A 23,092-nucleotide genomic window follows, 5' to 3' on the forward strand; every position below is an offset into this window, starting at 1 on the left:
GGTCTAAGGCGCTGTCGCGTTGATATCCCGATGATACCACTCTGTTTTTCGCAGCACGTCCAGATTGCCCTGCTCGCTGTGGTAGGCTAACCGGTCAATGAATCCTGTGAAAAACGACTCATAGACGTTGATGCCTTCATTGGGTGTATCCGGAGTCCAGCCTTCCGGGTCAGGCATAATGTGGTGCATGTAACTTTCCATGGATGTTCCGCGTAGCACACAGGTATCAATCCACCCGATTGCCTCATTGAGCGTCGCACCAGACCAGCCCTGTCCCGGTATCGTCATTTCACGGCCACCGAAACCAAACCGGGTATACATGAAACCGCCGCCGGTAATCCGTCCTGATTTAATCCCCGCTTCGCGTAGTGCTTGTGGCAACTTATCGAAATAAAATGCATCGGTGATATCAACAGCCAGTGCCGGTAATTCGCCTTCCGGAACCGGCTGACTCAGCTCGACCGTTGTCACCCCGGCACCGTCTGTATCACCACCGGAGACAATCACTGTGTTATCCGCCACATTGCCCCCAAAGATTTGCCAGCCGTCTTTGACAACATAGGCAGAATCAAAAGTCACGGTGGTTGAACCGTCGGCAGTCATCGTTGCAATCTGGGCTCTTGCCATATCAGCGTTGTAATGATTTCCGAACGGATAACAGATGAAATTTGCCGCATCACTTAGCAATCCCCGAGCTTTCAAGTCAGCCTGTCCTTTCATGCAGTAAGCAACCGCATCCGCCACGCTTGGCTGTGCGGTCATATCGGAATCATCAGGCAGACCATCGAGCGCAATATCCCAGTCATAGCTATCTTTCAGCGCCCGAACTTGCTCCCAGTTCAGTGAGTCTGAAATACCAATGACCTCCGTCGGAATATATGCCGTCCCCTTAAAGCCATACTGAGCCATATACGGCGCGGCAATGGTGCGAATAGTATCTTCCCCGTCATCAAAGCCCATCACCACGGTGCCTTTTCCTTTTGCGGTGTGATACCAGCCATTGAGAACCACATCAGCCGCATACGGTGCGTGGGTATTGAAAATCCGCACCTGAACATTATCAATCCCTGTCAGGGCTGCCAGTTCAGCATTCTCACTGGCGTGGTAGGCTTCCCAGATGGTTTTGTTGATGACCGTATCTTTGCCATAAGACAGGTAATCCACCCCCCATGGCGCGGCCTCCGTATCGAGATAGAACCCGACATAATCATCATCAATCCCGAACTGAGCCACCAGATTGATATTCATGACCGGAATTTTCTTCTCGATACCCACGACGACAACCCCCAGTTCATCACCATCGATAACTTGAGAGAGTATTTTCTGAGTGCGGACTCCCGGATAACTGGTTCCGTCCCCTTTCAGCCGTATCCCGGCAGGCTTATCCGTGGCACTCACGCCGTCATCACCGGACTGAGCCAGTGTCAATGTGGATTTACTCGGAACAGACCAAAGCTCAAGGCTGTCGAAAGTATCAACTGCAACCGGAACGGACAGACTGTTTCCAATCAAAGCCCCGCCAAGTAGACGGACGTTCACGGCCTCAACCGTAAGTGTTTTACCCAATGCATTCTGACCAATGATATAGGTATCCTCGGTCGTGTTTTCATCCCGGATACCATCGAGATACCACCGGAACTGCTCGGCATCCATCCCATCGGGCATGACTGCCCTGACGGTCTTCCCGTATTCTGAATCCCCACGGATGGAAACAAGGGAGCGATCCTCACGACCAAAAAGCGCTGCTGTGATTTGCTCAGCACTCAAGCCACTTTCATGAACCCCTTTCAGGACATTGGCAACCTCGATTGCGGTCATATTTCCGGTCAATTTTCTGATGTTATACATAACTCTTTCTCCTTCTCACAACAAAAAACCCGCCGAAGCGGGTTCTCTCAATTCATCTGTTTTTCGGTATTTATTCATCACTCATCAATCCGCTTCGGCTCATGCTGCGAATATCACTGAGCATTTCACTCATCGGCGTCTCATCCGCCTTCCCGGCGCTCTGAATAGCGTCCGCTTCCAGAGACAGCTTCCGAGATGCATTTTCAATGCGACCGGTGTCGGCAACGATTTTCTTTCGACCAACCACATCAAGCCCTAACTTCGATATTGTATTGGTGATAGATTCAATGCGGGATGTGAGCACATCCAGATTGGTTTGCGCCTTTGCATAACTTTCATATAAAGACGCTCGCACCTCCGCTGAAGGCGCACTTTGCAAATCAGCCATAATCTGTTTCAGGTACTCCAATCCCATTTGCAGCCGGACCCGAGTCAGTGCCAGCTCATCCTCAAGCGTCGCCGTCTCAGAGACTTCAAACATTTCCAGAGCTGACGGCGGCAGATACCGGGCATACATCCCGCTCTTCCTTCTCAACTGATTGCCCGGCTCAAATGAGTATTCAGGATGAAGATTTCCGGAATTACCAACCGACTGCGAATGACCGGCTTTGAACCTGCCTTTTTCATCCCGCTCACCATCCAAGTTGTGATTCCCGATTTCAGGCGGTGAAAGTTGGGTGTTTTCATAAGTTTTTGGTAATTCGGATTTCTCTCGACGCTGATTTTGCCCTGCTTTCGGCTGAGATAGCGCACTTTGCGCATTATCGTTGTGCGCACTTTTTTTCTGCGCAGACTGCGCAGCTTTGCGCACTTTAATGTAACGGCGCGCACTTGCGTAATTCAGTCCTTTAGCTTCACACCACTCTTTTGCGCCAGTTCCATACTTTGCGTGATCATGTTCAAACTGACGCTGCAATGCGTTCCAATCGTGTTTCGCCATATCGGTTATGTCTGTCGCTTGTAAGTTAGGTCACTGCTGAGGACTTTCTGGTATCCTCCATTTCAGATACTCATCAGCCTGAGCGGCACATTCAGCCAGCGCACTTTTAAGACGGGGAATATCTTCAGTCACAACGGCTGGCCATGTGCCGTTAATAGTGGGTTTATAACAGGGAACAATCAGCCCTTCCGGCGGTAAGATCGATTGTGTCTGAATCACCGGAACCGGCTTAGTAGGACTGACGCAACCGCTTAGTGACATCAGCAGGGATGACACAAGTATTGCCGCGCATTTTCTGCTGAAGGTTTTTGATTTCATGACGTAATTTCTCTTCATTCTGGCTCATTCGGGTTTGCCGGTTGAGTAACAGCACGTTCATCTCTTCCCGCTGCTGAGATAGCTGTGCAATCACATTGGTCTGCATCGAAAGCTGAACGCCTGACAGCGTGAGCTTGGCGCGCAGGCTATCGTTCTCTGCTGCAACGGTTGTGATTTTGACGAACACACCGATGACAAGCGCTGCCACCAGCGCATAGATGCCATACTTGATGTATTTAATGACGAATAGCATGGATGATTTCTGAATCCGATTTGAGATGACCAAGTTGCACCAGTGCTGCTTTGACAGGAAGCTGGCCGGTACAAAGCTGAGTTTCTATTTCTCTGCGAGTAACAATGCCAGAGCAGTTGCTGCCGTCCTTCCGACAATCCTTTCCTGCAACATACACCCATCGGTTAAACTCTCGACAGGCACCGTCGATATTGTGAGCCTGCAACTTTTTATACAGAGTTGATCGGCGAAGTGCGTTTGTCCCCAAGTTATAGCTGAAATCAAGTGCGGCAATGTGAACGTTTGGGGGGAGTTGGTAATTCAGCGATTCTAGGGGTTCATTATGGTAACTCAGAGAGCTGGCGAGCATCATGGCACATTGTTCATCGGTATATGACTGATTTTGTGTCACTCCGGCAGTTTCTCCATGGCAGATAGTCCAGACACCACCAGCATCCTGATAGGACAGGTTTCTCACCCCTTCAAATGCCCCTGTCACCGCAATGGCACCGAACAGAACCGGCCCGAGCAGTCGGTTATATCTCATCAGCCCCCCCCAGTGCGGAAAATAATTATCCGGGCAAGGGTAACGCCAATGCCGACCACAGAGAGGATCGTTCCGACAACAAAAGCGATATCTGAGCCGTACCAGACAAAGTTCCCAGCCAGAATGTCATGCAGGCTCGAATTGAGCATCGACTGATAGTTTTCCGCACCCTTTGCAACGCTGACACCAACCCCAGTCCCACTGCCAACTGCAATCGACATCGTGGCTTTTTCTGAAATGATTGTCCCACCAGCATCGGAGCGGATTGAAAATAGATTCATTTTGATTTCTCCAATAAAAAAGCCCCGTCTTTTCAGACGAGGCTTTACACGATGGGAAAATCTTGAACTACTTTTTTGGGGGAATCAAATCTGTGTTACATCATGAGAATATTACCCATCAAATAACTATAATCATTTGGATCGAACATCTCTAAAACCACACATTTGATAGTGATTTTTTGATATCAGTAGTCCGACTATCACGATTCTGGACAAAAGCTTCTTAGCGAAAATGACGGAGTGGCTAATAAAAAGGATTGCAATCATAAGGCCACCCTACACGTAGCAGGCCAAATTTTTGTATTTATGATTAGTAATGTGTGCAATACCAAAAATACAAAGTTAAGAGTGCTAGCTAGTAAGGTGATACTCCCAAAAACAATCAAGCATTATCTTCTCAAGATCTGTAGAGGTTCACCTTTATTTCTTTAAATATATCGCTAATTTTCCAAGAGGAAATTATTTCCCTAGAATCAAGCCAGGAGACCAGTGCCTGATTCTCAGGTGTCTCTTTTAGTCTTGGTGTATGGTAACCACGGGTTATTTCGGAATATGGCTTCGGTAGACTCGCCAATACATCACGTACTTCATTGTTACTCAAATGAGAGTGATATTTATTGAAGAGTGAAATTTGCGTTGCTATCGGAGAGGAGTTCTTTATCAGAGCACTAGTTATATCTCCGTCAATGTTTGGTAGATTTGTATCTGAATTGACGATGATTGAACCAACAAGTGCAGAACGCTCTGGAAGATCAACTAACGAATGTAAATCCATCAGTTCGACGACTTTTATCTTGTTTTTCTGAGAAATATCCGACTCAAGCAGCTCTTCCAAGAAATCATCTTCTAATGAAAAGTCTTCTGGCCCAGCCAGAAATGTATCGATATTATTTGCCGCAAACAATACTTGCAACTCTCTTTCGTTGAGCGCGTTTAGAGTATCAGTACAAAATTCGATTTTCGCTTCCTGAATTAATATTATAAGCTTTGTTGGTTCAATCCCTTCTGGAAAATGTGTAAATGACTTGGGTAAAGCTCGCACATACTCTTTGTAGCTAACATCAGAAAGAGAATTCGCGTTAAGAAGAAAAGAACGTATAGACTTCGAATCACTATCACTGGGGACCGCTTGTTTCAGGATAGCCGATCTAACAACGTCTCGATCGAGATACTCAACCAAGCTTTGTGCTTCAAAACCTTCACTTGCCATAAAGAAAAGGCAATTTTCCCAGTTTGGCACAATCATAGTTAAACTGAAGAGCATAGAATGTAATCTATCGGGCACATCTTCTAACGTCGGTAATTGTTGCGTCTGTTGCTCAAGAAACTCTTGGATCGTATTGAGGTCAATCTCTTCACGGCGAACTACTTCCAAAATAGCGGATGTTTCTTCTTCAGTATTAGTTTGGATAGCCAAAAGAATATTGCGTAAGTAATCGCCAAAATTACTCTCAATTCGATCTATCAAGACAGTACTGTTCGTCGCACGTATTGCCGTGAAGTTCCTTGTATGCAATGGGGTGATATCTTCCTCTCCCAATATCGATTGATAAGCGAACTCTATGTTCGCTAACGTAAGGTCAAAAAGCCCCTCTTCAAACATTGAGTTCACAATGTCAAAGTGGCCTTTGATTGCTTCGAAGTCTTTAACGTCAAAATTGAGGCAAACGAGCCGCTCTGGATCGAGCTCAAGCGAACTAATCAGAATATCGGAGAGATTATCTGATACAAAAACGGGGAATTCTTCAAAATCTCTTGAAATAGATTTAAGCAAACGTTCAGTTAATCCCCCAACCAGCTGAACAACGTGTCCAAGGTTGTTTGGACTAGAAAGTACAGTCAGTACAAAATCACTCCAGACATTAGCCAACTGTTGGAGAAGTTTTGGGACATCACTCCCGCTGCTGTAATAAGCCATAAAGAAGTCTTCGCAGTTGGAAAACTCTTCCATAATGTACCCCCAAAGCCTCTCTAATTGACTTTGGTAACGGTGTTGAGCACTCAACAGAGTGTCAACAAGCGAGATGTTTAAAACGTAACTTTGTCCAAAGTCCTCATCTCTCATCGCCGCAATAACTTCGTTTGGATTATCAATAGGAAAATCTGGCTCTGGCGTAATAAATGCACGTATTTTAATGAGAAATTTATTGTCATTGGGAGACAATCGACCAGAATGAAAAAGTGAGGTATATTGGTAATAGGTATCGTCCAGATAACCTTCTAACAGCAGAAACCGAGCGAGCTCTCCATTCTGACCAAACTCCTCGAAAAACTCCTGTAGATGGTCGCCATTCAATCGTAATTGTTCATGAAATTTCGCAGTTCTAAGCCCTGCAACCTTTGGTCTAAGATCTCGTATTGCTCGTAGAGTTTTGGTTTTATTTTCCTCTGCCTTATGTTCTATCTCCTCTTTGCGTTGAAGATAAGTTTTGTGCTGGTCTACATTAGCTTGGAGTGCAGAAACATCCAAGCGACTATTATGACCATTAGTGTTTCGAGAATAGATGTATCGAGCCTCGATCAGCTCTTCAAACTTTCCAAAGCCTGTCAACTGGGCAGTAGCCACTTGATTATTTTGCTCAATACCCACACTAATGGTGCGTGATGGAAGCATCTCAATTAGAGCCATCGCATATATTTGACGCAACTCTTTTAAGTCAGCAGGAGTTTGACATTCAGCGATATCAAGTTGCTTTTCGAGTGAAGTAATTTCAGCTCTAAATTTTTTTTCTCCGTGACTTATTAACTCATCTTGGAAGTTCAATATTGCGGCGAGGGTCCCTTCGCCTCGGTGTAATTTTTCGAAATCCCGTGGATAAACATTTTTGTAGATCAAAACGGCAAGGAGTTTATTGGCGTCGAGCAAATATTCTCCATCTGTTTTCAAATTATCAACATAAATGCTGTATTCATTAAAGATGTTTTGAATCAACCGTAGATCGTTTAAATAACGTGATACCTCTCTAAGAAACTGACGATCAAGGCCTTCGTTAAGCGCAAGTCTCGCTCCTACCTTCAAGACCATGTCAATTGAGTTCGATGAGTTGATGATCGGAATAACTGGAATGATAAACTCGAAAAACTTGGTTCGCTCTGTGTTCGCAAATATGTCATCGCGTAGTGCATATAGGAATCGAATATGACGTTTTACGCCTGAATTTGCGTTAACAAGACCGTTAATTTCACGCAACGTAACGAAAATATCAGTATTGTCGAATCGGTCTAGATCCTCGATGATTACAAGATCGTAACTAGTTTCCTGGAAAAAGTAGATTATCTCGTCTAAATGACGATTCAGTATTGAGGATTCATCATCACATGCGGACTTAATTTCGACATTTTTTAGCGAAATACCCTTGAGTGACAAACCAAAGCTCGCGACATAGAAGTGATGTAGTATCCACCAGAGGAATGCTGTAGCAAACACAAAGAAACCTAAATTGACTGAGTTTTCGAACGCAATAGGTTTGAAATAAGTACCACTGATGACTCCTTCCCGCTGCTGAAACACATACCAAAGCGCGAACATCCCCAACAAAATGTACAGTGACTTAAAGATCGACCCAACACCAGGCGACTGAATTCTCTTAAAGCGAGATAACGGGAGTTTGTTTGCATCAGCACCGTAAAGCATCTGCTGTAAAATACTCCTCTCGATCTCCTGACGATCCACAGTTTCTGCCTTCGTTTCAGCTTCGGTAATGAAAGTCGCGAGAGAAATATGAAGAACTGGCCGTCGATACGTCTTCAAAAAGGATTGAATAATGCTGCTCTTTCCTGAGCCATAAGGGCCCGTCAGGGCTATATTTGAGATTTTAGAATTGTTCGTTGCAAATCGTAACGCTTCTGAGTAGATGCCTGCTTTATCCGCGTCATCTGTCGGAGCTAGATCTACGAACTTCGATTGCATATCGTTGGCGTTTTTTTGTTCCAACCAAGACACTGTCTTATCAAGCCCCTTGATGAGCCAACTTACAAATGAGGTAATTATTTTATTCATATATGTATAGTTATTAGATTTAAACGAGTAGGGTAACATAATGACGGTACATGTACTTAGCTCTCAATATTATGAATCGCTGCTAAATCAAAGGATTTAATCCAATCAACATCATAATACAATCAGTACCATACTGAATCATTAGGGAAATTGGGTCAAATACTGATGGTTAGAAATGGGATTATCAGAAACTCTAAATTAAAAAGGGGCAAAAATTAGCTAGGAACATATCCATCCATCTGAGTCCTATCTAAATGGTAAAGTACATAATAAAACAAAGAATCCCATTAAGGTAAAATTTGCAAGTTTTGCAGCAACAACATACACATTAGAATATTTTCCGTATATGGTTTTAATGTTAATTTTCCACTCTTTCAATTCATTCTTTGGTATTTTCCAAGCATATCTAAGCATTAAGTAAGCAAACCAAATATGAGTAAAGGAGCTAGCAAAAATCCACGATGCATTCGCCTCCATTAACAATTTAGCTCGACGTCTAAATTTTTTCGGCGCACTCTCTGATATCTTATAAATCATTGAATATTTTGATTTTTTAGTTTAATTGATAGATAAATGTTAATAATAATCCACGGAAAAAATGTTGGTAAAAACAATATCATTCCTATCTTTATCGCCATATCAATCAAAAAAATACTCCTCTACATAACTACCAGCTTGGTTAGCAATCTCAGAACCATAAAGTCCCCATAGGAATGAACCTCCAGCGACAAGTGCAATAGATATTCCCTCTGTCACCGAAGCTGTGGCATGAAATATCACATTAACGAATGTAAACAACAATAAAAATAACAGGAATCAATGTAAAGAAAACGTTTGCAACAAATGTTGATAGTAAATATATAAAGAAATATTGACCATATACTTCTTTGATATCTTTATGCCAACCATATAAATCTTGGTGAGGTATTCTCCATATATATCTAAGCATTAAATACCCAAACCACAGATATAAAATTGAACTAGCAAAAACCCAAGACATATTAGCATTCATTATAAGTAACACCCTTTTCCTAAAATTTTCAGGCGCAGAACTAGCTATCCTATTGATTAATATGTACTTATTTTTTCTTAGTTTTAAGGACAAATATGCATTTGTTACAAAAAACAACACACTCGAAATGAGAAACACAAGTGCGAATGTAAACTCAATAATTTTAATCAAAGAGAAATTCCTCAATTAGATTTCCAGCACGATTAGAAATGTCTCCTCCATACATACCCCATAACAGCGTCCCTGCTCCGATTAAGAGTATAGATACCCCTCCAGAGACTGGAGCAAGAGCAACACCAAGACCAACCCCGATACCATATCCCATACCAACATTAATAGCACCAGATGTAAAATTCTTCACAGTCGAGCGACCACAGGCTTCACTGATAATACCGCTGACATTACAAGTTTTATAAATATCGTGTACATTACCGGCAGTACCAGTTAACGCTACTGCCCAGCTTGCCCCACTGAGCATTTTGCTAAATGATATCGCTTGTTTATACAAAGCGGTCATTTCAACTCCGGCTACAGCTTTAGAAAAATCCTTGGCTCGATAAAGTTGTTTTTTACCAACATTCAGATAGCTGTTAATTCGTTTAGCTTGTACGCTTTTAATGTAACCGGGTTTTCCGATCTCAGACAGAATACCTTTCATTTCTTGTTGGAAACGACGCGTTTCCCTACGCCACTCCTTATAAGCAGGATGAGAGTATAGAGCCTGACCGGATAATCCTTTCGTTTGCTCTGAAATACTTCGTGAATATTCAGCAAATGATTTCATTGTTTTACTAATTCGATCTCCCTGAACCTGAGCTCCAGCAATAACAGAACCTGTTCCAGCAAGAATATTACTCAGGTTTAATACTGAGAGCTCATTACTTCCCTCGCTCCCTTCATATACATCTAACTGTGATGCCGCCGAGACCAACAATGCATTGGTGGCCGTTTCATGATGCTGCGCAAACCATTGTTGTTGTTCTTCAGACAATTGTAGGAATTCATTCATCAGTTCATCGGCTTGCTGAATCGCATAGGATTCATCGGGATGCGTATATGAGTAAGGAGAAACAACCATCGGCATCCCCTCAACAATCTGGCTAAAGCTACGTTTGAGGTGTGGATTAGCTGTCATGATATGGTCAATGATAACCGGGTCATGGGAAAGATAAACTTGATCGGCAAATCCTTCTATCGTCATTCTTTCATCAGCAAAGGTGATATAGGTATCATCAATGTCAGCAATTACAGGCAGAACAATTTTATTCTGAGCCTCAAATACCCGCGCATGATCCACATCATGAGTTGCTATCAATCGGGTGATCCGACTAACATCAGCGCCACTTTGCTTTGCAAGATCATCAATCTTTATAGGGAAGTCCACACTCTTATCTGATATTGTCAGTGCTTCTTTTACGATAGCAAGATCTTTTTGAGCTTCATCTTGTAGTTGAATCGTCATATCAACAACGGTCCCGTCAGGAAGGTTGATATCTTCACTCAGACGGTATTTCTGGTTAACCAGCAATTCGGAACTGTGCTTATGATTCACGGCGAACCCCCATATTCAATCGTTGTCCTTCACTTATTGGAACCTTTGGCAATTGCCCTTCAAACCCACTGCCACTTCCGGCACTACCACCAGAGTTCAGATTCACCCCGGCACCGCTGAGGGAGACACCGGATGGATCAACTTTAACGAAACTACCACCTGCTTTGAGGGTGATTTCATTCCCGGCTTCGATGATGACATGCTCACCGGCTTTGATGTGGATTTCTGTACCGGCTTCATTGACCCACACTTTACCGGCTTTCACATGTAATTCGCCTTCAATCATCAGTGTCTGGCTTTTGGCGATTTTGGTGCGCGCTTCACCGCTGACGGTGTGGTGATCATTGACCTTGATATGGCTGTAACGGTCATTGTCGATGGTGGTACTTTGGTTATGCTTGATATGCGTGGTCGCGTCATTCTCGACCAGCGTGTCGGTATCTTTCTGCGCATGGAGATAGATTTTTTCACTGCCTGACTGGTCTTCAAAACTCAGTTCGTTATAACCTTCGCCTTGGTGAGTTTCGGTGCGGATCACGGTCTTGGTTTTGTGCTCCGGTAACGGATACGGCGTCACATTATTGGCGTTGTAAGTCCGACCGGTAATGATTGGCTGATCGGGGTCGCCATTGAGGAAATGCACCACCACTTCGTGACCAATCCGCGGTACGGCCATCATGCCATATTGCGCTCCGGCCCAACCTTGTGTGACACGTAACCAGCAAGAACTTTGCTCATTTGAGCTGCCATAGCGATCCCATGGAAACTGCACTTTCACCCGGCCATGCTCATCACAATAGATTTCTTCACCATCAGGGCCGACTACTTTCCCCATGGTTGGAAATTTCAGGATCGGTTTGTTGCGTGGGGTCATCCGCCACACCTGATCACCGCTCACCGCAGCAAACTGGTTGGCGTACGTGGTGGCACCGCTGCCACCGGATTCTTCCAGCGCTTGCGGCTGACTGCCCTGATGCGTCACCTGAATCAGCAGATAATTGCGATTCATTTCACTGTCCAAGTGCTCCATCAGATCAAAACGCTGACCGGCCTGAAGTTGCGCCTCATTACTTTTACCGCTGAAGGTATGCGCATGTCGGCGCAAGGCTTCAAGGCGGATTTGCGTAAACGCCTGACCGCTGGTGTCGTCTTTAAATCGTCCCGGCTGGTCAAAGTGCTCATAGTCACCGCGCTGATAACTCATATCAGCGCCAGTGGCGGACTGGGCCAGATTGTAGGATGGCTTTTTAAAACTGTAATCGCCCAGTCGGACGTCACTGACGTCCATTTGTTTATGCTCGGTCAGGGTCGAGACATACGGGGTTTCAAACACCCCACCGGACAGCGCGTTATACGGCACCGGCATGGCAAGGCGGCCGAACCCCTCAGAATTATCGGTGATGACTAACACATGCTTGTCTTGCTGATGCTCAAAGTGATACATCAGCCCTTCTTCAGCCGCCAGACGGTGGAAAAATTCTAAATCGGTCTCGCGGTACTGGACGCAGTATTCGCGTTTGGCACACTCACGCCGCACCGAAAACGCATAATCATTGATATCCATTTCCTGAAACAGCACCGAGAGAATTTCCGGCACATCCAGTTGCTGGAAGATCCGGCTGTTATGGCGCAGCGACAGTCTTTCCAGAGAAGGCACCAACGTCAGTGAATAGAATGTATGGTGATGCCCGGTATCGCCCCGGCTGAAGTTGCGGATAATGCCGTGAACTTTTTGCACCACTTCCTGATCACGCAGCACTTCCAGTAATGCACTGCTATCGACCATCTGCTCGAAACTCAGGTCGCTGTTGCGACTGGCAATATCGATGCGATACCGATAGCCATAAACTGGTTGACCCTGATCATCCACCGAGTCTGAAATCGATTCGATGCCCTGATAGTCACGGACCACCAATGTCTCATCATTGACGCCGTCGATGGTGAGACGAAACATTAAATTTCTCATGTTGCGATAATACCTATGCCTTGATTGTTAGTGGCTGATTAATTTCAGCTTTGACTAATTATTCTTTATTATCGTTTTCGTTTGGGAGCCAGAACAGCTCTAAAGCAGAGATTATACAAAACTCATTGAATAACATCATCAATAAGAAGGAAGATTTAACATCAAATTCTAATTTAAGTTTCTATCGGTCAAACAGAAGCTTATCAGACAGATTATTGACACCACATCCAATCAGAACTAACCTACCCGCGCACTGGCAAAATCCAGTGCCGGGATTGGAACCCCGTTTGATATAGGCATAAAAACATCCTCTCATTGTTTTTGTGAGATTTTGCACACCTGAATATTATGGTGGGCTGGATGGGGCTGACTTCGGTCAGGCCGTTTCCTATGTCACGGTAGTTCCAACTCCGCCAGCTCACCACCCATCGATTGGAACCTTTGCGTGGTGATTGTAGCTTTGACATAGGAGACAATTAAATGTCTGAAAAACTCTCCCGAGAATTCGAACTCACACAGAAAGCACGCGAATACCTGATTCAGTTACAAGATATATATAAAGACACTGATAGGAAAGAGTTATGTGATGTCCTGCTGTATCTTAACAACCTCTTAACTAATGAGGTAGCAAGATTGATGCATCAAGAATGATGGTTCTGCAAATCAATCTAGAGTCGTGTCATGCATTAACGGCTCTGTTTTTTATATGAACTCTCAAAGTCATATAGTCAGCCGACTCGCCAAACGAAGACTGAATTGCAACGTTTATGATTTTCGACTTTTGTGATTGTATACACCGTCGAAAGAAAGAAGCCGGACTTCCAGCACTCCCCCGAAGAATTCTAACCGTACTGAGGGTTCATTTTCCTGTTTAATCTGAGAGCTAAATGTCTCATAAAGAGAAGCCATAAAATCTTTCACGGACTGATCTGCTTCAGCCAGAGAACTGGATAGATTGCTTTGTTTCATGTTTAACCTCGCCAACATTTGCATTAGAAATTTGTTTACAGCTATCAAGCTGTTTAACCTTTCTTTTGTAGGAATGATTTATATTGCGTTCTCTATTAACAAAGGAGAAAACAATGCAAATCAATCAAATAATCCTCAATGAAAACCTATACCGATATTCTTTATATAAAAATGACCAATCGGATCAATATGTCATTTTCTTACTTGGAGCTTTACAGGATATTGAGTCTGTCAATTCATACTCCTGTTCGTTTTCTAAGCATCTGAACTGTTTAACTATAGAGATCCCCGGAACGGGACGTACAAAACCACTTGACTCAACTGTCAGTATCCGAGAACAAACTTTGATGTTGTTAGATTTCATTCATTATCTAGATATTAAAAAAGCCCATATTATTGCGTTCTCATATGCTACTGCGATTTCTGTAGAGCTTTGTGATATATGGCCTCATGTGAGTAGTTTATCTATTTGTTGTGGTGTTCCGGGAATACCAAAATCCGGGCGTCATGCAACAAAACAAATGATCGCAGCCGCAATGCAGGGGGCTGATTCATTTGCCAAAGTTTTCACTCGTTCCCTGACTATTGAACACCCTGAAATTCCCAAAAATAAAGCAATACGAAAAGCAACCGAACGGAATATATCTAAGATGACATCAGATAGAATAGATGTATTTTTTGAAAACTCCATTAGGTTATTAGTACACAAACCATCAAATTTAAAAAATATAAACATTCCCTGTACTATATGTGTGGGAGAATATGATCCTTACGTAACTAAAGAAGTTGCACATGAATTTTCAAAACAACTTTCAAATAGTAATTTCGTTGTAATTAAAAATGCAGATCACCTGATTCATTTAGAACATCCAGAAAAAGTGGAATCAATTTTAATTATTCTTGCATCATCTTCTGTCGTAATTGAAAACAAACTAAAAACTGTTTAATCGATAGTGTTATTTTTAAATTAATATCTATTTTGGTCAACTTAAATGAATGCGTATTTTAAGTTGACCATTCCCACTCATTAGATTGAGGTCACAATTTATTTAAATAGTTTTGACAGACTAATCAAAACACTGACCATTGGCTTTCTGGTGTCTTCATCAATCCTTCTCATAGCTTCAACGATTAACAGGTCTCGGACATGCTGAACCTGTCTAAGCTTATGGAATTCAGGAAACTGCTTCATCTCACTAGTAAAATATACATGAGTATTGAGTTTAAAGCCCAGTTTAACTCTAAAACCAATCGATACTGAGAAATGGCTTATTTTATTGGGGTTTTCGAGAACACCATACTGATACCTCGTTAAGCCAAGAACTCTTGACATAGTATCAATCGAAATATTGTGTTCTTCTCTGAATCTTTTCAGTGTAATCGCAACGGATCTATAGTAATCAATCGCAAAATCATTCATATCCAAAACAGTAGGAGGAAGTAAGTCACCATGGTCTTCGAGAACACCAAACTCAGATTCTACCTGCTGCCGAAACTCTAAGAACTCCCTTGCAGATTCATCAGTTAGCTTATCACAGATTAAATTTAGGTAAATATTAATCACACTTGTAGGCAATCGGCCAGAACGGACTAAAGCTTCAACTGCATCATCATCCATTCCTCGATAAAATTCTTTAATTTTAAAGCCATAGTAGAGTGCTGTCATTGGAACCATTGTAATCCATGAGAAAGCCGCAACGGCATGGATGGGGCGCATAGAGTGATAGCTTTGTTGCATATATCTTTGTAAAGTATCACCTTTTATTCCAGTAACTTTTCTCTCTAATTCTTTAAAGCTCATTCCCAGAGTTCGTCTTACATAAGACATACCGACGGATATATCAGAGTCTATACTTTTTAGCATTTCATCTAAGTATAAAATCTCTTGATCAGATGCAACTTCAACCTTGTTATTCTTTTTTTCTATCATATAAACCTAACCTAACTTCATTACTTAACAATAAATATTTTATGTATTACGTAAACACAGAGGGTATTAAGTTTTTTAGATATGTCAATCCTTCTCGTGTATCATTTTTGCGCACAATATATATTTACACATTTTCGAATGTAAGAGTGAACTATACGAATTATTCATATATTTGTCATTTGATAATTAATAATGTACATTTTTACAAAATAATAACTAAATATATAAAATTAGTCTGTCATATGAAGATTTGATGACAGATTTATATTGCATTATTGCTTTATATATCAATAATAAAAACAACAAACATGACAGCCGTATAATCACAGCGATTTTCCTGACTATTTATCGTCATGCTGTAGGGATTTTAATGTCTGTCAAAAAGAAAGTCATCAATATAACACGCAATGCATAAAGCATTTTATGATGAAGTCATTTATTTGAAATATGTCGTAGAAAATATAATGGGGATAAGCAATGAATCGTAGAATCGAAGAAGTAGAAATGATTAGAAGTGAAGCGGATTTGGCCATTCTGGCACTGGAAGCCCAAACACTCAACGGCATTCCGGGCATCGCAACCTTACAGCAGAAAATGATGGCTATCAGAGATGCGGCCCATAATTTGAATGAGTGGCTGACCTCTGAAATTAAAAAGCATTAACACAGAGCTACTTCATGTTGTTATTGAGAGGAATGAAACCACCCGGCTTCATTCCTCTTTCTTTTAGGGTCGATAGCCCATAACAGACATTAAGTGCGATTGACCAGCGTTTTCAGCATTATCGGCATCTGCTGCTCCCCGGTTTTTATATTGCCCCACCAACTGACTGTTGTCGGCTGCAAGTCTGGACTCCCGCTCCGCTTTCCATGCATCATCCAAGTCAGCCTTTGGCATCTGGCCGACATCATAACCGTTCGCCTGAAGGGCTCTGGCAAATTTGAGTTTCACCGGGTTCCCCCCTGCCCATTGAGGCACCTGTGTTGTACCAGTTGTTGTACGGGCATTACTGCGCTGCTCTCCGAGTAAACGTTGCTGCAAATTCTGGGCAGATGCATCAAACTGCGCATTAATCGCCGCAATCTGTTTCTGGCCTGCTTCGCTTTCAGGGGAAAGAACCTGTGCAATCGCCTTCATCTTCTCTTTCTCCAACGCCACAATCGCATCGTCATATTTGGACTGGTTTTGACGACTTTTACCAAAAACTTGCTTGTATGCATCAGATGAAGCCGCCTGACGGCGCAGAGCCAGTTGAGAGGTGATATCTTTCATGGCCCGGTTAAGCGGGATGACCTTGACGGTATCATTGAGATCTGTACTTCTGTTATTCGTGACCGGCTTCGCCACCCATTTTCCATCACCATAATCAACCATCGTTGTCAGCACTATGCCGGGCTGATCTCCCAGCTGATTTGGATCGATATCATTGGCAAGGTGAACCCCGCCCAACTTTGCATCCCGAATCGTTTTGCCGGTAATGGGATCCTGTTGCCCGATAGAGGCTTTCACCTGACCTTCATACATCACCCCGAGTGCAGAAACAAAATCCGGATCATCAGATTTGACCTGTCCCTGAGCGATCTGAGGCAGTTTGCTCTCAATCACATCAAAGGCATGATTGACTTTCTTGGACAGATAACGCCGGGGATCGTAGGCACTGCCCCTGATATATTCATTGTCGAGCACCGGATCGACTTCGCCACTATCGTTGTATCGCTTCCACGCATTCTGAACCAGTGGCAGGTTATCACGGATATAGTTCGTTTTTTGCGCCTGATTCAACTGATAGTCACTGAGCTTTTGTTTCGATTGGCTGGCGGCAAGCTGAGCATCCGCGACCTTCCCCTGCTGCGCCCGTTGTTTTGCCAGCCAGCCCCCGATTCTTTCACCATCCTCACCCACTGTCCCGTATTTTGCATCAAACTCAGACCGCTCGCGGTCTGAGCGCTCCTGCGCCAGTTTCATCTGTTGGTCATGGGCCTTAAGCGATATCGCCTGATTTTCTCTCGCCATGGTCATTTGCTCATCGGCCTGTTTCAGCGAATGCTGGCGACGATAGTAATTATCCATTACCTCAAATCCGCGTAGCGCGCCATCGGCAAAACCACGGGTATCCAATGCCATCTTCATTTCTCCTTAGAATAATTCACCAATCGCGTAGCCAGCGGCAGCGCCTACCGCTGTCCCAAGGCCGGGGGCAACCATGGTTCCAATCGCTGCACCACTCCCAACAGCCGACATCGTTTTCTGTTTTGCAGCTTGCTTCAGCGCTTCATTTTTACTTTCTCTTTGGGTTTCTCGCTGAGCTGCATCTCGTAACCCTTGCATTGCAGATCGTTTAGTATCTCCAGCAAGGCTCAATAAGCTGTATGACATAATTTTTCTCCTACTGACTTTGTGATGTGGCTTGTGACTTCAGGCCATAAGCAGCGCCAGAGAGGGCATTCATTGAACGCTCTCGCTCGTAATCTCTGAGGCTGTTTTTTGCTGAAACTGATGCTAGTGCTGATTTCGTGTATTGGCTGGCATCGGGGGTTGAACTGAGTCCATATCGAGCCATTTTATTCGCCTCTCCCTGCTGTGCAGCTGCTAAAGAAGAAGCAGCATTGTCATCTACCCGCGACAATTGCTCATTAAGCAATACACCGGATTGAGTATTTCTAAGCAACTCCTTCTGTTTGGGATAAAAACGATTATACCAATCATCATATTGCTGTCGGACAATACCCGCATAAGTATCTGATGCTATTCCCATATAAAGTCCCCCTTAGCTATACATATAACCGCTTGGATTACTCTGGACATTGTATGTATTGAGTCCAGCTCTCTGAGTGGTCATGCCATCAACCCCATCCATCTTCTGCTTCTGATAGTCCTGATAACTCCGAAGACCTGCACCGGCCACTGCACCAACCGCCTGCATATTTGCTGACCGGGTATTAAATGAGCTTTGAGCATCGCTGGCCGCTTGATTTGCACTCATCGTTGCAACATCACTGAGTCCCTGAAGAGCCGTGGCCTTCTGACCAGTTCCCATCGCAACTACATCACTCAATCCAGCAACATATTTATCCTGCTCTGAGGACTGAGCCCGGTTGACCGTATTTGCCTGACTGACCGCTTGGTCGGTGGTGATATCAGCCTGAGCCTGCCTGAATTTTTCACTACTCGGGTCAACCCCGGATGCTGCCAATCTGAGTACAGTGTTATCCCGGTTTTGGCTGTATGCAGCGTTATAAGCCAAATCAGCATCAGATTTTGTATCTGACATATTTGAGTCACTGTTGTAATTTCCTACACGATCAATAAACGAGTTCTCATACTGGGATAATTCATCCTGATAAATACGCCATTGCTGATTGGCAACATCAGCTGCTGCACGCTCATATGAGGTTTCTTTGACCTCATTGTTTTTATTGCCACCCATGATTCAAAGCTCCTTTATCCAGTGTTGAACCCGGTCGTTACTGCTATCTTTTGAAAAGCCCTGACGTCGCAGAAATCCGGACAAGCGATCAACAGCGGTGAATAGCTCAATGCCTCGACCACCGACTTGTCTCGTTAGTTGGTGTATTTCAGACATGTGTGTTGATAAAACACATTTCCCCAAGGATTGGGCAAACATGATATTGACCCATACAACGCCATTTCTGATAGTCGGCTGAAGGACATAAAACCCGCCATCGCACAGAAACAAAAACGCCCTGCATTCAAGCAAGGCGCTGTCGATTTGGTTTGCGAACTGGTCATTGTTACGCTGCTGCGCTCTGAGTATGAAGGGGAGAATTCGTGAACGATGTTTTCTGTAATCGGCTTTGACTAAATTCATCCTGTATACCACTCGGGCCGAGTTGGGCGGGTTTCATCCCTGAGGTTGTATTTTCTCAGCCGATCACGGTAGTCAATCACCTCCTGTAACATGTTGGTGTCTGCGACGACGCTCCCCCCGTAGGTTGCATCAGCAATCAACATATAATCGGTCTTCTGAAGCTCCGTATTCCGCCATGTCCGTTCGTTATACTCTTCCGAATCCAACCAGCTCTGATACATTGCCATTCGGTGGTCATATTCCTCCTGAGTGATAAGACCGTCAGAGCGCATTTTTGGCAGTTCATCCAACGTCTTAATCTCATCATTGTGGTAAAAGCGGTAAACTGATTTTTCAATCTCTAAGTCATTCATCGTGGATCCACTGAGTTATCAATTGCTGCTCTATAAGTAACGGTTCCACCGCCATCATTTGTTGAATCCAGCCGGACTCTGAACCGGCCAACAGCGGCTGGGTTGTTCGTCCATCCCGGGCCGAAGTTTGTTCGTCGGTTTCTCACGCCAAAGCTTCGGACACCGTAACGGTTGCCACCACCGGCGGCATTACTGTCATAAACATAGAAAACCACCCCACCGACATTAAACTCCCGCCCGACGGGCGGCATATAGCCGGCAGAGCACATCCCGACATTAGCAATCACATTTCCGTTAATCCCAACCATCTGCATGATAAACCCAAGAAATCCGGAGCCGCCTATCCGGGGGCGGTCTACACGAATATCAATCACGTTTGCCGGAATGGTGCGAAATCGTGCGCGGTTCTGGGTCGGGAAATTCATGGAAATATCCCCGGCTGCATAAAAATCCAGACAAGTGTTTGGCGTGTTGCCGTTCCACGGAGCCGACACCCGTGTTTCAACCGTCACCTTCCTTGATGCGGCAACATAGATATTCCGGTTAAACGGGTAGGTTCGGCTGGTCGTCATATTGTCCCCAAAACACAGAAATAGCTCCGCACCGGTGTATATCTGAGAGCCGATAATTGAACTCCCGGTAATAGTTGCACCGTTGATATTCCCACCGTTCATCGTTGATGCCGAAATATCCCCGTTAAAATATCCGTCGGATGCTTCAATACGGCCTGAAAACGTCCCGCTACTGGCCGTCATCACGCCCTCATGGGTCACATTAAACAGCGAACCAATGTGTATCTCAGCACCGTTAATCACGGCGCTGTTTAATATCGGGGTATCAATTTCTATCCCGGCCTGAATCGTATCTGCAACAATATCCTGAGCCTGAAGCACTTCAATCGTCGCCTCTTCAATCAAGGTTTTCGGGATTTTTACTGTACCGTCGCTCACCGCCAGCAGCGGTGTCAAAGAGTCTTCAATATTGGGGTCAAACACAAAAAGCTGACTGGCAGAAATGGCAACCTGACTGGTTCCATCCGCCCCGGCGAGGATACCAATTCCGGCAGTAATGTTTCCGGCAGTTGCTTTCTGTGTCCACATATCCTGAAATGCAGCGCTACCGTTTGCGTTGATTGAGTCAATATTGCTCGTCAAATCCTGAATAAGCTCAGATCCTTCCATCTGCTCGCCAATCTCATCAATGACAGATGAGATGTCTTGACTGGTTTCACCGACCGTTCCAACCGTTGAATTATATGCTCCGGGCTTATTCTTTATATTGACGTGTCGGATCCAATAATAAAACGTGGAGCCTGTCGTCACGATGTCACCAAACACTGATGCCGGTGTTGTTGCAAGGAGTACAGCATCTGTAAGTACATCTGTTGTTGAGCGCCACACCTCTGTGTATGCGTGTCCTTTATATCTTGGCATATCCCAAACAAGCATGATCGAGGAAAAGCCACCGTTGACTTCAAATCCGGTAGGCACAGTCGGATATGCAGCCAAATCACCATCTGTACCTGATGCGGGGTTTTGACTTAAAACATAGCCCCCACCACTCCCCAGTCTGACGCTGGCAAGTTTTACAGAGGCAAGGTCACGCACAGTGACAGCCCGATCTAATCCGTTGCCCCGCTGGCCTGTCAGTAACTCAATATTTTCCTGAACCGATTGCTCATTACGACCGGCGCGAAATGCTCTTTTTGTCATGCTAATTCTTCCAGCGAACTTGCCACGAGTATACGTTCAATGATTGAAGTCCCTTGGACATGAACCTGCCACTTGCTGGCTCGTACAGGGGGCAGCCGGAATGCATCATCCGTGAGTTGCCCCACTGGCACAGTCAGAATAGTTTTTCCGTCCGCAATAAATGACACTTGAACCGATTCAGGAGCCGGAGACTGAATACGGGCGCACGACAGAATAGAATGCCTTGGCACCAGAAATGTTTTACTTTGCCATTCAAATTCAATGATCTCTTCTCCTTGCCGCCATTGTGAGACCGACAGGCCAGAGACAATCATTAATACATCACGCTCTAAATCGTTGTAGGCACAATCCCATCTATCGCTGATGCGAGTAAAATCCTGAGACACCGGGTCAAAGATAAATCCACCGGAATCGGTCTGAGCAACATACTTTCCTTCAACAACAACCGCCCGGATGGTTTGAGGTTTGAAGCCCTGCCACTGCTCACGGGTAATCAACTGATGGGTAATATTGGTTGCACCATCGTAGCTAACCGCAATCAGACCATCGGGTGAGGCATAAACCGCCATGCCGGACAGCACGACAAGTGAGTCCGGACTGACACATGCCTGCTCAATATCGAGTTTTGTGCCGGTGACTGCACTCGGGGTAACGCCGCTAAAAATATACGGATAGCCTTTTGTAACAACGACCAGTGAATTGCTGATTGCAGCAATCGCAACAATGCCATGCTCGGTGATATCCCGATATCCGGGCGGCCATGCGTAAGGCAAATACGCTTCAGAAAACATCACTTCGTTTCCTGCAAACCCGGCACAGATACCATTCGCCATTTGACACAATCCATGCATGTTCTCCGGGGGGAGGTCATAATCATAGGTTTCAAGCACTGCACCACTCACATCACGCACCGAGTCAATGTACTGCGCCTGCGCAATCGGCAGCTCAGCACAGAGGATATATTCACTGTCAGTTGATGAGGTGACAGAGCGGTATAATCGGGTGTGCGTAATATTGTGGGTATTAGGGACCGGCTGAACCAGTGTCACCGTCACGGTAGACCCCGGTTTTTCAATCACGACCGGTGCTGACGGCTCTCCCGGTGCGCCTTCTTCACCGAAGCGGGTCACATAGGTCTGGATGTATATCCGGTCTTCATCATCGTATGATGCCAGTTCGCCTGGTTCTGGGTTTTCTCCTGTCGCGCTATCAACATGAGTAATGGTCGGCGGATTTGCCGGAGCCGGAACGCCCAAGTCATACCATGCCACCGGACCAAAACCATCAGTTCCCAGTGCAATGTCCTGAGCTGTCACTCGCGGCTTTGCATCACCTGTCCAGTAAACCCGCTGATAGGCATCCTGAGCCATCGGATTGGCAATCGCATGGACTCGATTTTTCCAATAGAGCCAGTCGTTATCGGTGTATCTCAAAAGTGTGGCGACTTCACCCGGAAGTTGGAATGCCAACAGATGATTGAAAACCGGTGCCAACACCCCATTTTCAAACTGACAGTCCCTTGCCACCGTTGCGGCGTCATCAGGCAGCAAATGGGGCATCAGACGGGGAACTTCGCCTTTCATTATCGAAATATTAATCATAA

23 protein-coding genes are annotated in these 23,092 nt (G+C 44.6%); 3 read left to right on the plus strand and 20 right to left on the minus strand.

All coding sequences use genetic code 11. The features are described from left to right. Positions 1-3: 3 nt before the first annotated feature. From OCU60_RS09780 to OCU60_RS09825, 10 genes are all read right to left on the minus strand, one after another. A complete protein-coding gene (locus OCU60_RS09780; protein ID WP_074374540.1) occupies positions 4-1,848 on the minus strand; it encodes a polysaccharide deacetylase family protein in 1,845 nt (614 codons plus the stop codon). A gap of 70 nt (positions 1,849-1,918) precedes the next feature. Next, entirely contained in the window at positions 1,919-2,788 is an 870-nt protein-coding gene (locus tag OCU60_RS09785) for a hypothetical protein (protein WP_074374541.1), read from the minus strand. Positions 2,789-2,818: 30 nt separating this feature from the next. Next, positions 2,819-3,007 (minus strand): Rz1-like lysis system protein LysC, encoded by a 189-nt coding sequence (gene lysC, locus OCU60_RS09790; RefSeq protein ID WP_083602739.1) that lies wholly within the window; start codon positions 3,005-3,007, stop codon positions 2,819-2,821. Positions 3,008-3,017: 10 nt separating this feature from the next. Next, a complete protein-coding gene (locus tag OCU60_RS09795; RefSeq protein ID WP_074374543.1) occupies positions 3,018-3,359 on the minus strand; it encodes a hypothetical protein in 342 nt (113 codons plus the stop codon). Continuing rightward, positions 3,343-3,885 (minus strand): lysozyme, encoded by a 543-nt coding sequence (locus OCU60_RS09800; protein ID WP_074374544.1) that lies wholly within the window; start codon positions 3,883-3,885, stop codon positions 3,343-3,345. Before OCU60_RS09800 ends, OCU60_RS09795 begins: the two co-directional genes overlap by 17 nt. Then, the gene (locus OCU60_RS09805) at positions 3,885-4,166 is read right to left on the minus strand and encodes a hypothetical protein (RefSeq protein WP_074374545.1); all 282 of its coding nucleotides are present in this window, start codon (positions 4,164-4,166) and stop codon (positions 3,885-3,887) included. Before OCU60_RS09805 ends, OCU60_RS09800 begins: the two co-directional genes overlap by 1 nt. Positions 4,167-4,563: 397 nt before the next feature. Continuing rightward, complete coding sequence (locus OCU60_RS09810; RefSeq protein WP_074374599.1) at positions 4,564-8,166, minus strand: YobI family P-loop NTPase; 3,603 nt, start codon at positions 8,164-8,166, stop codon at positions 4,564-4,566. A 781-nt stretch (positions 8,167-8,947) separates the two neighbouring features. Beyond that, positions 8,948-9,349, minus strand: a complete 402-nt coding sequence (locus OCU60_RS09815) for a hypothetical protein (protein WP_083602740.1) — start codon at positions 9,347-9,349, stop codon at positions 8,948-8,950. Further along, positions 9,342-10,730 (minus strand): hypothetical protein, encoded by a 1,389-nt coding sequence (locus OCU60_RS09820; RefSeq protein ID WP_074374546.1) that lies wholly within the window; start codon positions 10,728-10,730, stop codon positions 9,342-9,344. Before OCU60_RS09820 ends, OCU60_RS09815 begins: the two co-directional genes overlap by 8 nt. Continuing rightward, a complete protein-coding gene (locus OCU60_RS09825) occupies positions 10,720-12,696 on the minus strand; it encodes a type VI secretion system Vgr family protein (RefSeq protein WP_083602741.1) in 1,977 nt (658 codons plus the stop codon). The genes OCU60_RS09820 and OCU60_RS09825 overlap by 11 nt, the downstream gene beginning before the upstream one ends. Before the next feature lie 480 nt (positions 12,697-13,176). Between OCU60_RS09825 and OCU60_RS09830 the strand changes: the two genes are divergently transcribed. Then, positions 13,177-13,347, plus strand: coding sequence for a hypothetical protein (locus OCU60_RS09830; protein ID WP_159439489.1), 171 nt, complete (start codon positions 13,177-13,179; stop codon positions 13,345-13,347). A gap of 114 nt (positions 13,348-13,461) precedes the next feature. Here the strand turns inward: OCU60_RS09830 and OCU60_RS09835 are convergent, their stop codons facing one another. Then, on the minus strand, positions 13,462-13,665 hold the full coding sequence (locus OCU60_RS09835; RefSeq protein ID WP_074374548.1) for a hypothetical protein: 204 nt from the start codon (positions 13,663-13,665) through the stop codon (positions 13,462-13,464). A gap of 113 nt (positions 13,666-13,778) precedes the next feature. Here OCU60_RS09835 and OCU60_RS09840 point away from each other — a divergent pair, with 113 nt between their 5' ends. Then, positions 13,779-14,612, plus strand: coding sequence for an alpha/beta fold hydrolase (locus OCU60_RS09840; RefSeq protein ID WP_074374549.1), 834 nt, complete (start codon positions 13,779-13,781; stop codon positions 14,610-14,612). Positions 14,613-14,710: 98 nt separating this feature from the next. Here OCU60_RS09840 and OCU60_RS09845 read toward each other — a convergent pair whose 3' ends face one another. Beyond that, a complete protein-coding gene (locus tag OCU60_RS09845) occupies positions 14,711-15,595 on the minus strand; it encodes a helix-turn-helix transcriptional regulator (RefSeq protein ID WP_074374550.1) in 885 nt (294 codons plus the stop codon). 477 nt (positions 15,596-16,072) lie between these two features. On the opposite strand from OCU60_RS09845, the gene OCU60_RS09850 reads away from it, so the two are divergent. After that, a complete protein-coding gene (locus OCU60_RS09850; RefSeq protein ID WP_059121073.1) occupies positions 16,073-16,258 on the plus strand; it encodes a hypothetical protein in 186 nt (61 codons plus the stop codon). 63 nt (positions 16,259-16,321) lie between these two features. Here OCU60_RS09850 and OCU60_RS09855 read toward each other — a convergent pair whose 3' ends face one another. The 8 genes from OCU60_RS09855 to OCU60_RS09890 are packed head-to-tail and all read right to left on the minus strand — an operon-like array spanning position 16,322 to position 23,090. Then, positions 16,322-17,719: a hypothetical protein gene (locus OCU60_RS09855; RefSeq protein WP_074374551.1), complete on the minus strand. Its 1,398-nt coding sequence runs from the start codon at positions 17,717-17,719 to the stop codon at positions 16,322-16,324. Positions 17,720-17,731: 12 nt separating this feature from the next. Beyond that, positions 17,732-17,971 (minus strand): bacteriocin, encoded by a 240-nt coding sequence (locus OCU60_RS09860; RefSeq protein WP_074374552.1) that lies wholly within the window; start codon positions 17,969-17,971, stop codon positions 17,732-17,734. Positions 17,972-17,981: 10 nt separating this feature from the next. Continuing rightward, complete coding sequence (locus tag OCU60_RS09865; protein ID WP_074374553.1) at positions 17,982-18,350, minus strand: hypothetical protein; 369 nt, start codon at positions 18,348-18,350, stop codon at positions 17,982-17,984. A gap of 12 nt (positions 18,351-18,362) precedes the next feature. Continuing rightward, positions 18,363-19,022, minus strand: coding sequence for a hypothetical protein (locus OCU60_RS09870; protein ID WP_074374554.1), 660 nt, complete (start codon positions 19,020-19,022; stop codon positions 18,363-18,365). A gap of 3 nt (positions 19,023-19,025) precedes the next feature. Continuing rightward, positions 19,026-19,424, minus strand: a complete 399-nt coding sequence (locus tag OCU60_RS09875) for a hypothetical protein (protein ID WP_074374555.1) — start codon at positions 19,422-19,424, stop codon at positions 19,026-19,028. Then, positions 19,421-19,777 carry a hypothetical protein gene (locus OCU60_RS09880; RefSeq protein ID WP_074374556.1) on the minus strand — a complete coding sequence of 119 codons (357 nt, stop codon included), beginning with the start codon at positions 19,775-19,777 and terminating at the stop codon, positions 19,421-19,423. The genes OCU60_RS09875 and OCU60_RS09880 overlap by 4 nt, the downstream gene beginning before the upstream one ends. Continuing rightward, positions 19,774-21,489, minus strand: a complete 1,716-nt coding sequence (locus OCU60_RS09885; protein WP_074374557.1) for a phage tail tip fiber protein — start codon at positions 21,487-21,489, stop codon at positions 19,774-19,776. The genes OCU60_RS09880 and OCU60_RS09885 overlap by 4 nt, the downstream gene beginning before the upstream one ends. After that, a complete protein-coding gene (locus tag OCU60_RS09890) occupies positions 21,486-23,090 on the minus strand; it encodes a ferric iron reductase (protein ID WP_074374558.1) in 1,605 nt (534 codons plus the stop codon). Before OCU60_RS09890 ends, OCU60_RS09885 begins: the two co-directional genes overlap by 4 nt. Between the last annotated feature and the right edge of the window lie 2 nt (positions 23,091-23,092).

It is taken from the genome of Vibrio spartinae, assembly GCF_024347135.1.
GTDB lineage: Bacteria > Pseudomonadota > Gammaproteobacteria > Enterobacterales > Vibrionaceae > Vibrio > Vibrio spartinae.

Coding starts and splice junctions, on each gene's coding strand:
- OCU60_RS09805 (WP_074374545.1), bottom strand. CDS start 4,166: ATGAATCTATTTTCAATCCGCTCCGATGCTGGTGGGACAATCATTTCA.
- OCU60_RS09860 (WP_074374552.1), bottom strand. CDS start 17,971: ATGTCATACAGCTTATTGAGCCTTGCTGGAGATACTAAACGATCTGCA.
- OCU60_RS09780 (WP_074374540.1), bottom strand. CDS start 1,848: ATGTATAACATCAGAAAATTGACCGGAAATATGACCGCAATCGAGGTT.
- OCU60_RS09785 (WP_074374541.1), bottom strand. CDS start 2,788: ATGGCGAAACACGATTGGAACGCATTGCAGCGTCAGTTTGAACATGAT.
- OCU60_RS09865 (WP_074374553.1), bottom strand. CDS start 18,350: ATGGGAATAGCATCAGATACTTATGCGGGTATTGTCCGACAGCAATAT.
- OCU60_RS09830 (WP_159439489.1), top strand. CDS start 13,177: ATGTCTGAAAAACTCTCCCGAGAATTCGAACTCACACAGAAAGCACGC.
- OCU60_RS09835 (WP_074374548.1), bottom strand. CDS start 13,665: ATGAAACAAAGCAATCTATCCAGTTCTCTGGCTGAAGCAGATCAGTCC.
- OCU60_RS09800 (WP_074374544.1), bottom strand. CDS start 3,885: ATGAGATATAACCGACTGCTCGGGCCGGTTCTGTTCGGTGCCATTGCG.
- OCU60_RS09890 (WP_074374558.1), bottom strand. CDS start 23,090: ATGATTAATATTTCGATAATGAAAGGCGAAGTTCCCCGTCTGATGCCC.
- OCU60_RS09850 (WP_059121073.1), top strand. CDS start 16,073: ATGAATCGTAGAATCGAAGAAGTAGAAATGATTAGAAGTGAAGCGGAT.
- OCU60_RS09855 (WP_074374551.1), bottom strand. CDS start 17,719: ATGGCATTGGATACCCGTGGTTTTGCCGATGGCGCGCTACGCGGATTT.
- OCU60_RS09840 (WP_074374549.1), top strand. CDS start 13,779: ATGCAAATCAATCAAATAATCCTCAATGAAAACCTATACCGATATTCT.
- OCU60_RS09810 (WP_074374599.1), bottom strand. CDS start 8,166: ATGAATAAAATAATTACCTCATTTGTAAGTTGGCTCATCAAGGGGCTT.
- OCU60_RS09885 (WP_074374557.1), bottom strand. CDS start 21,489: ATGACAAAAAGAGCATTTCGCGCCGGTCGTAATGAGCAATCGGTTCAG.
- OCU60_RS09795 (WP_074374543.1), bottom strand. CDS start 3,359: ATGCTATTCGTCATTAAATACATCAAGTATGGCATCTATGCGCTGGTG.
- OCU60_RS09870 (WP_074374554.1), bottom strand. CDS start 19,022: ATGGGTGGCAATAAAAACAATGAGGTCAAAGAAACCTCATATGAGCGT.
- OCU60_RS09880 (WP_074374556.1), bottom strand. CDS start 19,777: ATGAATGACTTAGAGATTGAAAAATCAGTTTACCGCTTTTACCACAAT.
- OCU60_RS09825 (WP_083602741.1), bottom strand. CDS start 12,696: ATGAGAAATTTAATGTTTCGTCTCACCATCGACGGCGTCAATGATGAG.
- OCU60_RS09845 (WP_074374550.1), bottom strand. CDS start 15,595: ATGATAGAAAAAAAGAATAACAAGGTTGAAGTTGCATCTGATCAAGAG.
- OCU60_RS09875 (WP_074374555.1), bottom strand. CDS start 19,424: ATGAATTTAGTCAAAGCCGATTACAGAAAACATCGTTCACGAATTCTC.